Origin of the sequence: Bacteriovorax sp. DB6_IX (assembly GCF_000447775.1) — a bacterium.
GTDB lineage: Bacteria > Bdellovibrionota > Bacteriovoracia > Bacteriovoracales > Bacteriovoracaceae > Halobacteriovorax_A.
Genome location: NZ_AUNJ01000300.1, coordinates 1 through 11,626, shown reverse-complemented (window position 1 = coordinate 11,626; position 11,626 = coordinate 1). Strand labels below are relative to the sequence as shown.

General features: G+C 38.0%; 9 protein-coding genes. 6 read left to right on the top strand and 3 right to left on the bottom strand.

The window, feature by feature from the left end; all coding sequences use genetic code 11:
- The 3 genes from M901_RS08945 to M901_RS08935 all read right to left on the bottom strand — a co-directional run.
- On the bottom strand, window positions 1–1,088 hold a 1,088-nt coding region (locus M901_RS08945; protein ID WP_021277872.1), incomplete at its 3' end, for a VCBS repeat-containing protein.
- A gap of 25 nt (window positions 1,089–1,113) precedes the next feature.
- Window positions 1,114–1,368: a VCBS repeat-containing protein gene (locus tag M901_RS08940; protein ID WP_021277875.1), complete on the bottom strand. Its 255-nt coding sequence runs from the start codon at window positions 1,366–1,368 to the stop codon at window positions 1,114–1,116.
- 184 nt (window positions 1,369–1,552) lie between these two features.
- Window positions 1,553–3,319: an acyl-CoA dehydrogenase family protein gene (locus M901_RS08935; protein WP_021277867.1), complete on the bottom strand. Its 1,767-nt coding sequence runs from the start codon at window positions 3,317–3,319 to the stop codon at window positions 1,553–1,555.
- A gap of 189 nt (window positions 3,320–3,508) precedes the next feature.
- Here M901_RS08935 and M901_RS16485 point away from each other — a divergent pair, with 189 nt between their 5' ends.
- From M901_RS16485 to M901_RS08905, 6 genes are all read left to right on the top strand, one after another.
- Entirely contained in the window at window positions 3,509–5,086 is a 1,578-nt protein-coding gene (locus tag M901_RS16485) for a PDZ domain-containing protein (RefSeq protein WP_021277869.1), read from the top strand.
- A 20-nt stretch (window positions 5,087–5,106) separates the two neighbouring features.
- On the top strand, window positions 5,107–7,437 hold the full coding sequence (gene gspD, locus M901_RS08925) for a type II secretion system secretin GspD (protein WP_021277874.1): 2,331 nt from the start codon (window positions 5,107–5,109) through the stop codon (window positions 7,435–7,437).
- An 8-nt stretch (window positions 7,438–7,445) separates the two neighbouring features.
- Window positions 7,446–9,203 carry a GspE/PulE family protein gene (locus M901_RS08920; protein WP_021277873.1) on the top strand — a complete coding sequence of 586 codons (1,758 nt, stop codon included), beginning with the start codon at window positions 7,446–7,448 and terminating at the stop codon, window positions 9,201–9,203.
- A 17-nt stretch (window positions 9,204–9,220) separates the two neighbouring features.
- The gene (gene gspF, locus M901_RS08915; RefSeq protein WP_021277871.1) at window positions 9,221–10,426 is read left to right on the top strand and encodes a type II secretion system inner membrane protein GspF; all 1,206 of its coding nucleotides are present in this window, start codon (window positions 9,221–9,223) and stop codon (window positions 10,424–10,426) included.
- A gap of 103 nt (window positions 10,427–10,529) precedes the next feature.
- Window positions 10,530–11,024, top strand: a complete 495-nt coding sequence (gspG, locus tag M901_RS08910; RefSeq protein WP_021277870.1) for a type II secretion system major pseudopilin GspG — start codon at window positions 10,530–10,532, stop codon at window positions 11,022–11,024.
- A 2-nt stretch (window positions 11,025–11,026) separates the two neighbouring features.
- A partial coding sequence (locus M901_RS08905) for a Tfp pilus assembly protein FimT/FimU (protein ID WP_021277868.1) occupies window positions 11,027–11,626 on the top strand: 600 nt, incomplete at its 3' end.

Here is an 11,626-nt window from a genome sequence, read left to right as displayed (position 1 = left end):
GAGTTTTGAGAAGGAAAAGGTCCTGAGTTAACTTGATGCCAACGAAGCTGTTCTTTTCCATCTTTTGTTCTAAGAATAACCTTAGCTCCAATACCATTAGCATTTGCTTTTTTGGCCTCAAGCTTAAAGCTAATTGACTTCCCTGTATTTTTGAGACGATTCTCAAAGAGATAGAGTTTTCTCTGAATCCTCTTATCGCGAATATCTGTTTGTGAGACAAGAATATCTAATTTCCCATCACCATTAAAATCAAAATAAACACTTCCAACAGGATTTAGAATATCAAGTCCATAACTTTTGGCCATATCCACATAGGCATGATCAGGCTCTTGGACAAAGAGAATTAAGCGAGAGTTTGGTGGGAAACCACTATTTTCAATAAGAAAATCCACTAACCCATCATTATTAACATCCAACCAATTGGCCCTTTGATCACCCTGATTCCAATTATCAACTCCTGCATCAGAGATATATTCATTCCTAATAAAGGTAGGAGGAAAACCTAAACCTTCACCAGTTAGTATACTAGAGCGATCACGAGATTCAGAATCAAGGGAATGGGAAATCTCTCCAACGACAATATCCATAATTCCATCATTATTATAATCGGCACATAGAGAGTAAGTTGAGTTTCCTCCACCTTTTGGAATAAGCTCTCCTTCTCGGTCCTGAGCAAAACCGGAGGCTTTCCCATAATCGTTATATTTAAAAATACCCTTTTGAGATTCTTGAATCCAAAGCTTATTTAAATAACCCGCAGAAGAGCTTGTTAAAATATCAACTCTCCCATCACCATCAATATCACAATGAGAAACACCAAAGGTCGGAGTTAACGCCTCATCCTCATCATAGCCTGTAAGCGCACCTGATATATCGTGTAGCTTCTTATCGACATAAGTATAGAGCCTGTCATACATTAGCTGCTCTCGACCTTGCTTGGTTTTATCAAACCAATTTCCCACGTAGAAGTCGAGACTTCCATCACTATCGTGATCAAAGGTTGCAATTGATGTGACAGGATTACGTCCTTTAAAGTGATAGCTCTTATCTTCTTTAAAAACGATATTCCCTCTTTCTTTAACACCCATAAAGAATTCGAATTCGGCGCTGTTGTTAATTCTGTTTTTGATAGTGAGCGGCCACTAAAATATCGGCAATTCCATCTTTATTAAAATCATCAATATTTAAAAAAGAAGCCTTCACAGGAATATCAAAGAAAATATTTTTGGCCGGTGTGAAACCAGAATTATTACGAATGTAGAAGACAGGACTTGAGTAAAATTCAGGAAGAACAACGAGATCTTCTTTATGATCACCATTTAAATCGTAAATATAGAAACGAGTAGGCCCTAATATTGCCCAATCCAACCTTCTCAGAAATATCGACAAATGATGAAGACTTCTGAGTTGGACCAGAATTAGTTGGAGTTAGCTTCTTTTTAATACGACTGGCATAACTTTTTTTATCAACTGTGGAACGTTTTTTTCAGACGTTCCACAGCTAGCAAAAAGTAAGACTAATGATAAAGATAGACCTAGCTTTTTCATTATCTTAGAAATCGATAATATCTAATCCATAACCATCATTATCACAAACCTGCTTTGCAGTTTGAGCAACGAGCTTATCCTGATTAGATGTCATCTCTTTTAAGTTCTTAACAAAAGTACTTCTGGCTTCTCTCAGAGCAACTTTAGCAAGATTCATTACATAATCTTTCTTAGCTTGACCAACATCACTCTTTTCCATAATAGCAGTTGTTCTCGACATTACTGCCAGCATAACGTAGAGTTCAATGGCCATATTAGCGAGTCTTTGCTGAGGAAGTTCATTATCAATAATCTTCTTCCCATATTTCATAAGAGTATTTTCAACTTGAATTGAGAATCCACCAAGCATTGAATTAAAGTAACCTGCATATTCTTCTAACTCAGGGTGAACTTTTGAAATTGATCTATGACCAATCATCTTTGTCACTCTATTCTTTGCAAAATTTGTCAGGACACCAAGTGACTTGATTGGATCTTGTAGTGCTTTAGAAACATCAGAAATCTTTCCAAGCTCTTTAAGTCCCTCAGATGGTCCTCTTACTCCAGAAAGAGCTAAGAAACATCTAAGAATTTCATTTGTTCCCTCAAAGATGAGGTTAATTCTTGTATCCCTCATGATTCTCTCATAAGGATACTCTTTCATATAACCATTACCGGCAGCAATTTGTAGACCTGTATCAACGACCTTCCAAAGAGACTCTGAACCATAAATTTTACAAACGGCTGTCTCTAGGTAGTAGTCATTTAGACCCTTACACATATTTCCAGTTGTTAAGTAAACAATACTCTCTGTCGCGTAACAACGTGCTGCCATTTCAGTCAATTTTTCTTGGATCATTCCAAACTCAGCAATTGATTTCCCGAACTGCTTTCTTCCCTTAGCGTGTTCAGTTGCAAGCTTAAGAATTGTCTTCATTCCACCGACACACCCAGCACCTAGTGATAGACGTCCAGAGTTAAGAACATTCATTGCAATCTTAAAGCCTTTACCTAATTCACCAAGAATATTTTCTTTCGGAACAACTACTTTATCAAAGTAAACAGCACGAGTTTCAGAAGCTCTAATCCCCATTTTGTTTTCTTTTTCACCAAAAGAAACACCTTCCATTCCCTTTTCTACGATAAAACAAGAGATTTTCTCTTTAACTTCTCCATTAATTTCATGATCAGTCTTACAAAAAACTGAGTAGAATTCGGCCATACCAGCATTTGTGATCCAAAGCTTTTGCCCAGTGATTGTATAAGTTCCATCACCGTTATCAACGGCCTTAGTCTTAATAGAGTAAGCATCTGATCCAGAACCTGGCTCTGTTAAACAGAAGGCGGCCATTGACTCACCTGTGGCCAACTTAGGTAGCCACTTATCTTTTTGTTCTTGATTTCCTTCATTAAGAAGAGCTCTATAACCAATTGACTGGTGAGCCCCTAACATTGTCGCAACTGAGCCATCAAATGATGCAACTTCAGCAAAGACACGACTATATAATGAGTAATCAAGCTCTAGACCGCCATATTGTTCTTCAACGGCCATTCCGCAAAGACCTAGTTCAGCAAGTCCTCTAATTACCTCTTCAGGAATTTTTGCTTCCTCATCCATCTTTTCACCGTCAATCGCATCTTCACAATACTTATTGACTGCATTGGTCATCTCTTTTCCAAATTCTACCTGCTCTTCTGAGAAGTGTGGAAATGGAAAAACATTTTTCTCATCGATTTCACCATAAAAGAAGCTTCCAACAATGGAATCCATCATCGTTTTTTCGTCTGACATTATAAATTCCTTTTTTATAAAAATTAGATAGCGATATTCTAACATTCTTTAGTTACCAGATACAGTATTTAATACCGGAGTGTTTTACTAAAGATATACTAGACAAATTTACCCCGTCATAACCTTCTTGATGCTTTGAGACATATTGCCTAAAATATTAGAAAGACAATTTTTAACCAAAGTTGACATATGACCAAGAAAAAGAATGGACTCTTTTCAAAAATCACAGACAAGCTTCGCAGCAAGAAGGAAGATAGCGAGTATTCTGACGAGTATGAGGAAGAATATGAACTAGATTCTGATGAAGAATCAGAAGACGAAGACGAAGAAGATGACGAAGAGTATGAGTATGTCGACGAAGATGAAGAAGATTCCGAAGAAGACTCAGATGACGAGGACGAAGAAGATGACGAAGAGTATGAGTATGTCGACGAAGATGAAGAAGATTCCGAAGAAGACTCAGATGACGAGGACGATGACTCTGACGAAGATGATGACGAAGACGACGATGACGACGATGACGAAGATGACGATGACGAAGATGATGACGACGACGAAGAGTACGAAGACGACGAAGAATTCGAAGGCACTATCGAAATCGAAGTCCCTGACGAAATCAAACCTACTCTCTTACAAAAGATAAAGAATAAGTTTTCAAAGTCTAAAGATGGCGATGAAGAATACGAAGATCATGACAGAAACCTAGAGGAACTGGTTGAACAGCCGGTGGCCAAGAATGCTGTCCAATCGATGATTTCAAGACTTAAGAACCTAAAACCACAGTATGAAAGTTCTATCGAGAAGGCCCCTAAAATGGCCTCAAGCCTCTCGGAACTAACTCCTGAGCAATGGATACCTTACCTTCTTGGTGATCAAAATAAGAGCGTCATTCATCGCTCATTCATTGTTGCCTTAACAGTGACAGGTTTCTACTTTGCTGGAAAGTTTGTTGGTCTCTACCTTGGTCAAACAAAGAAATCTAAAGGCTTTACTCCTTCAACAGAGAGAATTGTTGCCTACAACCCTAGGATGGATGTTCTCAACATTAAGAATAATAATATCTTCAATGCGAAAGAATCTTTGATAGACAAGCCAAAGCCAACTGGTCCAAAAGTTCCAGAAGTTAAAGTTTGTAAAGTAGCAAAGACAAAGAGTCGTCTCCCTCTCAAACTCGTCAATACAATTGTTCTTCAAGACTCTGTTAAAAGTGTGGCGAGTGTCTCAAAGAGAGGAAAAATCTTTAGCTATCGTGAAGGTGAAAAGATCGATGCGATGGCAGAGATTGGAAAGATTGATAGGCTTAAAGTTGTTTTCAAGAACTTAAGTTCTGGCTCTTGCGAGTATATTGAAAATGTTGACCAAAAGGCTAAGAGAGCTTTTGCAAGAAAGAAGCTGAAAGTTGAACCAGCGAGAAAACTTGAGACAAAAGGCATCTCTGGTAACGGAAATCGTTATACAATCAAAAAGTCAGTAAGGGATAACCTTCTGGCCAATATTGGAGAGGTTCTGACTCAGGCAAGAGCAATTCAAATCAAGAACCCAGACGGGACTCTTTCCTACAAAATGGTCGATGTTGTTCCAGGATCAATCTATAGCCAGCTTGATATTCAAAATGGTGATATTGTGACAGGAATCAATGGTAAAAAGATTACCAGTCTCAATGAATTAATGTCGATGTTTGGTAAACTAAAACAGAATGATTCTTATGAAATAAGTGTTAAGAGAAACGGAACTGAAAAAACTTTAAATTATAACTTTACAGAATAATACCAAGGATTGGTTAAACTATGAGAAACTCACTACTCGGACTTTTGGCATTAAGTGTTTTGTCTACAGACGCAGCAATGGCGCAGTTCAAGCAATTTAAGACGAAGACAAAATTCAACACGTCAAAAGCACAGGCCCAAGAACCTGTATCAAACTTAATTTCAAATCAGCCTACAGGTGCAGATGTTTTTGGAAGACAAGCTCCGACTCCTCCAAAAGGAGATAGTAGCTATGTCAACTTAAACCCTGAAACTGCTTTTGGCCCTGAAATTATCACGAGTTTCGATTTTCCAAATACTTCACTTCAAGACCTTACAAAGCACATGCAAAAACTTACAGGTCTCAACCTTATTATTGATAAAGACCTTAAGGGAAAAATATCAATCTCAGCCCCAACCGCTATTACTGTTGGAGATGCTTGGAAAGCATTCTTAGCAGCACTTAATATGAATGGTTTAACAATGGTTAAATCAGGGGCTTTCTATAAGATTGTACAAGCTAGAGATATCAGATATATCCCAACAAAAATCTACACAGGTAACTATGTTCCAGAAACAGAGAACTACCTTATGAAGATTATCGCGTTAAAGAATATTAACTCAACAGAAGTTTCACGTTCTTTCCGTCCATTTATGTCTCGTTATGGACGTATTATTGAAATCAAACAAACGAATACAATTATTATCCAAGATACGGGTTCTAATATTAATCGTCTCATGAGACTTATTAAGTTCATTGATGTCCCAGGACACGAAGAAACCCTACAAATTATTCCAGTTAAAAATACTTCAGCTTCTGAAATCGCGAAATTACTAGATAAAATTCTTAAACAAGACACGTCAAAGAAATTCTCTAGTAAAACAACGAAGTCAGAATCTATTAGTAAACTAACAGCTGAACCAAGAACAAACTCAATCATCGCGATGGCAAATGCTGATGGTGCCAAGAGATTAAGAGATCTTATTAATAAACTTGATGTTAAACTTGTCGCTGCTAATAATGAGCAAATCCATGTTTATTACCTCTTTCACGGGGATGCAGAGGAGCTATCAAAAACATTATCAACTCTAGTTAGTAATGCTTCGGCAAGTTCAAGAAGAACAACAAGAACATCTCGTTTTTCTAGAACATCAACTCAAGCATCATCTAACCCACTCTTTAACGCTGAAGTAAGGGTAACTGCTGATAAATCAAATAATGCTCTTGTCGTAACAGCTTCTCCAACGGACTGGCTAACACTAGAAAAAGTTATTAAGAAACTAGACGTACAAAAAGACCAAGTCTATGTTGAAGGTATTATCATGGAAACAACAGTTTCTAAGGCTAGAGATGTTGGTATTAGTATTGTAGGTGCCTATGGAACTGGAAATGCAGATAGAGCGGGATTCCTTGGTGGATCAAGTGGTTCAACTCTAACTCAGCTTCTCACTAACCAGTGGACAAGTATTGGTGGACTATTCGCAGGAACAGGGATTGGTTCTAAGAAAACAACGACGATTAATGGTCAAGAAGTTACAATTAACTCTGTAAACGCTCTAATTTCAGCAGTTGCAAATAATGGTAATACAAACGTTCTTGCCACTCCACAACTTCTTGTTCAAGACAATACTGAAGGTGTTTTTGAAGTTGGTGAAACGGTACCAGTTGCAGAAAAAACAAATGCTTCTAACGGAAGTTCTACAACATCTATTAAACAACAAAAAATTACTCTTAAACTTAAGATCACTCCTTCGATTAATAAAGTGACGAGATATATCAAACTTAAAATCGACCAAAAGATAGATGATTTCTCTACGAGACAACTTCCTTCAGGTGTTGCTAGTGAGGGTGTTGGGACAAATACAAGAAGTACAGTGACAACTGTAACAGTAAGAGATAGAGATACTATCGCAATGGGTGGACTCATGAGAGACAAGAGTGTTGACTCTGAAAGTAAAGTCCCTCTTCTTGGTGATATCCCAGTTCTTGGATGGTTATTTAAGAACAAGACGAAACAAATTGAAAAAGCTAATATGCTATTCTTCTTAACTCCAAAGATTCTTTCTAACTATCAGAAAGATGTTGCTGAAACTGTTAAAGATGGTCTTAACAGAAGAGCTGCTCACCTCAAAGATATTTACGGAGAGGACGATCCATTTGGGACAACAGCTAAAGGTCTCTACAACAAGGCCAAGAAGCAGCAAGAGGGTTCTCTTTATGATGAGAGTGATTCTCAATTCTTTAAGGATCAGAATAAAGAAGGAATTCAGGGAAATAGCAAAGAGGATGACCTTCTAGGTCAACTCGATGCTCCTGATTACGGAAAAATTATTCAACAAATTGAAATGAAGAAATCTGCAGTTAAAAAATAGGGAATTGAATGAAATTAACTGAAAATATGCTCCATAAAGTTGAAGGTCAGAAGGAAAAAATTGGACAGCTCCTTCTGAAGCACACTTCCCTATCAGAAGATCAACTAAGTGAGGCCCTTGAGATCCAAAGAGAATCAGGGCTACTTATTGGGGAAATTCTTTTAAAGAAGAACTATATTCACCCACATGACATCGTGAAAGTGATTTGTCACCAAATCGATATCCCTTACATTATTGATATCGATATTGATAATATTGACCCAGATGTCATTATGAATATACCGATTAACTATGCAAAGACTCATGAGTTAATCCCTATTCTTGAAACAGAGAAAACCATCTCTGTTGTTATGACAGACCCTTTTAATTTTGATGCGATCAATGATTTAAGAGAAATCTATAAAAAAGATGTCACTGTTATTGTCAGCTCTCCTCTAAAAGTTAATGATGCCATTAACAGAGTATATGAAAAGGCCAATAAGAACGTCGTTGATACACTAGAAGATGAATTCGATGAATCATTAGATCTTGATGGACCAATTGACATTCTCGATGCTGGAGCTGATGAGGCACCAGTTATTCGCTTCGTAAACTCAATCATCTTTAGGGCCGTAAAGGAAAGAGCGACCGATATTCACATTGAACCATATGAGAAAGAATCAATTTATCGTTTCCGTATCAATCGAGTCATGACTGAAGTCCTCAGACAACCAATCAAGACTCACTCAGCTGTGGCCTCGAGAATCAAGGTTATGGCAAAGCTTGATATCGCAGAAAAAAGACTTCCTCAAGATGGTCGTATTCCTATTAAAATGGCCGGGAAAGATATTGATATCCGTCTTTCAACGGTTCCAGTTCAAAACGGTGAAAGAATCGTTATGAGGGTACTTGAAAAGAATAATAATGTTCTTCGTTTAGAGAACTTAGGTTTCCATGGACAAGTTCTTGAAAATCTCGATGCCCTAGCAAGAAGAAAAGATGGTGTTGTTTACGTTTCAGGACCAACAGGTCACGGAAAGACGACAACTCTCTTTGCAATGTTAGATAGAATTAATACGCCTGATAGAATGATTATTACTGTTGAAGATCCAGTTGAATATGAAGTTCAGGGAGTTTCTCAAATCCAGGTTAACCATAAGATTGACCTTTCATTTGCAAGAGCTCTAAGGTCTATTCTTCGTCAAAACCCTGATGTTATTATGGTTGGGGAAACAAGGGATAAGGAAACCGCAGAAATGGCAGTAAAAGCGTCATTAACAGGTCACTTTGTTCTCTCTACAATTCACACGAATGATGCCTCAAGTGCTCCTAACCGACTCATTGATATGGGTGTCCAACCCTTTATGATCGCTTCTTCTCTGGCCGGTGTTCTTGCTCAAAGACTAATTCGTACCCTTTGTAATGATTGTAAAAAACCTCATGAGGTCACGCCTTTTGAGCTGCAGTCACTAGGTCTTAAATCTATTCCTGCCGATGCTCAGATTTTTGAGGCCGTTGGTTGTGGAAGATGTAATAACACGGGATATTCTGGAATGACAGTCGTCACTGAGTTATTAATGATTACAGATGAGGTGAAAACTCTTATTATTAATCAAAGTGACTCTGGTGCGGTTAAGAAACTTGCCCAAGCACAAGGAATGAAAACCCTTAGAGAAGATGCTATTGAAAAAGTCTTTATGGGTATTACAGATATCAATGAAATGAACCGTGCCATCAATGCTGAAAGCAATGTCAATGATGAGCAGGAAGAAGAAGAAAACTTATAGGACATAAGAGAATATAGATGGCAATTTACGCATATCAAGGAATAGATAAAACTGGAGTTGAAAAAAAAGGAACTGTCACGGCCGAAAATGAATCAATGGCCAAGCAGAAGATCCGCTCTAGTGGAATCATGCTCACGAAAATCAAAGAGCAAAAGTCAGAGAGCAAAGCGCAGGCGGCCATTACCTTTGGTAATGCAATTAGTATCAATGACCTCTCCCTGATGACGCGCCAACTAGCAACTCTTATCAAGGCCAGAATACAAATCGTAGAGGCCTTCAATGCTCTCATTGAACAATGTGAGAATCCTAAATTAAAAGTTATTCTTTCCGAAGTTCGTCAAAAAGTTAATGAAGGTAGCTCCCTTGCGGCCGCTCTTTCAGACTATCCTAAAGTCTTTGATAATATCTACGTCAACATGGTTGAGGCCGGTGAATCCTCTGGTACTCTTGATATTGTTCTACTAAGACTTGCTGAGTTTACGGAGTCCCAAGTAAAACTAAAGAATAAAGTGCGTGGGGCCATGATGTACCCTATCATTATGCTCTTAGTCGGGGCCAGTGTTATGGGGATTATCCTCGTATTAGTTATTCCAAAGATTACCAAGATTTTTATAACGCTAAAGAAAGACCTTCCTCTTCCAACAAAAATTTGTATTTGGGCCTCGGCCTTCTTAAAGAGTTACTGGTGGGCCGTTATTCTCGGATCAATTGCTCTTTTTTGGCTCTTTAAAAAATATATTGCAACAAAGAAAGGAAAGGCAAATTGGGATACTTTCCTATTAAAAATGCCAATTCTAGGAACTCTTGTCACAATGATTAACGTTAGTCGCTTTTGTTCAACTCTTGCGACTCTCCTAAATTCTGGAGTTCCAATTCTCATGGCCATGAGAATTGTAAAAAACCTTATTTCTAATGTTCATATCCAAGAAGCTGTTGAGGCCTCAAGAGTTAGCATCTCTGAAGGTTCGTCAATGGCAGGTCCACTTGCTTCGAGTAAGCTCTTTCCTGTGATGGTAACCCATATGATCAGTCTCGGTGAAAAATCAGGTGAGTTAGAGCCAATGCTAAAGATTATCTCTGAAAATTACGAAGACCAAGTAGAATCTAAACTAAATGGATTAACATCTGTACTTGAACCTATTATGATGGTCGGTATGGGTGGAGCCGTTGCCTTCATCGTTATGTCAGTTGTCATCCCGATGATGGAACTAAATTCAGTTTGATTCAAAAGACCGACCTAATTACTCGTAATTTACCGTGTCTTTACATTTATCTGACAAAGTATATAAATAAATAGGTTACGTTTCTAAATAGAAAGGAGAATTGATGAATTCTAACCAAGAACAAAATACAGAAATCATCTCTCAAAACGTCAAAAAAGTAATAAAAGACGAAAAAGGGATGACTCTCATTGAAATTCTAATCGCACTAACCCTTATCAGTTTAATGGGGACATTTATTGCTGGTAAAGTATTCGATATGCTTTACGAAGGGCAAGTTAAGTCAACTAAGATCCAGATGAGATCTTTTGAAGCACAACTTAAAGAATTTAGAAGAAAGTGTGGATTCTATCCTACTTCAGATCAAGGCCTAGAAGCACTTCTAGAGAAGCCATCTTCAGGTAGAGAGTGTAAGAACTACCCACCAGATGGATTTATCGAAGGAGATGAGATTCCTATGGACCCTTGGGAGAACGAGTATATCTATACTTCTGATGGTAAGAAATTTGATATCATCTCTTGGGGTCAAGATGGAGCTGAAGGCGGAGAAGGAAAAGACGTCGACATCAGCTTAAGAACAAAGAAGAAAAGCTCAAACTAATAATGACTTTTAAGAACAAGGGCCTTAGTGAGGCCGGATTTACTCTCTTAGAAATCCTCGTGGCACTGGCCCTTGTTTCAGTCATCCTCATGATGGTAGCTGGCTCCAGCTATTCAAGCAGAAAAAACCTCGATGAACTTATGGCAAATATAGAGAGAACAATTCGTTTCTCTACTGATGAAGCCGCAATGAAGAATCAATTTGTTCGCCTTAGCGTCAGCTTAGATGGAGAAGAACAGAAAATTAGTCTCGAGTACTCAGATGATCCCAACCTCGTCATCGACACTTCACCCAAAGAAGAAAATGATTCAGATGATGAGGATGCCAACAAAAAGAAGAATGACAATTTCACCCCTGTTAGTGATTTTAGCTCGGATGAGTTCAACATTCCCGTCGGTGTAAAAATAGTCGGTGTCGGTACAGGTATCCAAAACAAACTTGTAACCGAGGGCGATGCTCAACTTTATTTTTATCCCACAGGAGAAAAAGACTCTGCTATAATTATCTTTGCAACAGATGATGAAATGGCCTATCTAATAGTGGAGCCCTTCAAACAAGTTATTGAAAGAAATTATATCCCCTATGATTCTGAAATAACTGAA

Coding starts and splice junctions, on each gene's coding strand:
- M901_RS08935 (WP_021277867.1), bottom strand. CDS start 3,319: ATGTCAGACGAAAAAACGATGATGGATTCCATTGTTGGAAGCTTCTTT.
- M901_RS08920 (WP_021277873.1), top strand. CDS start 7,446: ATGAAATTAACTGAAAATATGCTCCATAAAGTTGAAGGTCAGAAGGAA.
- gspD (WP_021277874.1), top strand. CDS start 5,107: ATGAGAAACTCACTACTCGGACTTTTGGCATTAAGTGTTTTGTCTACA.
- M901_RS16485 (WP_021277869.1), top strand. CDS start 3,509: ATGACCAAGAAAAAGAATGGACTCTTTTCAAAAATCACAGACAAGCTT.
- gspF (WP_021277871.1), top strand. CDS start 9,221: ATGGCAATTTACGCATATCAAGGAATAGATAAAACTGGAGTTGAAAAA.
- gspG (WP_021277870.1), top strand. CDS start 10,530: ATGAATTCTAACCAAGAACAAAATACAGAAATCATCTCTCAAAACGTC.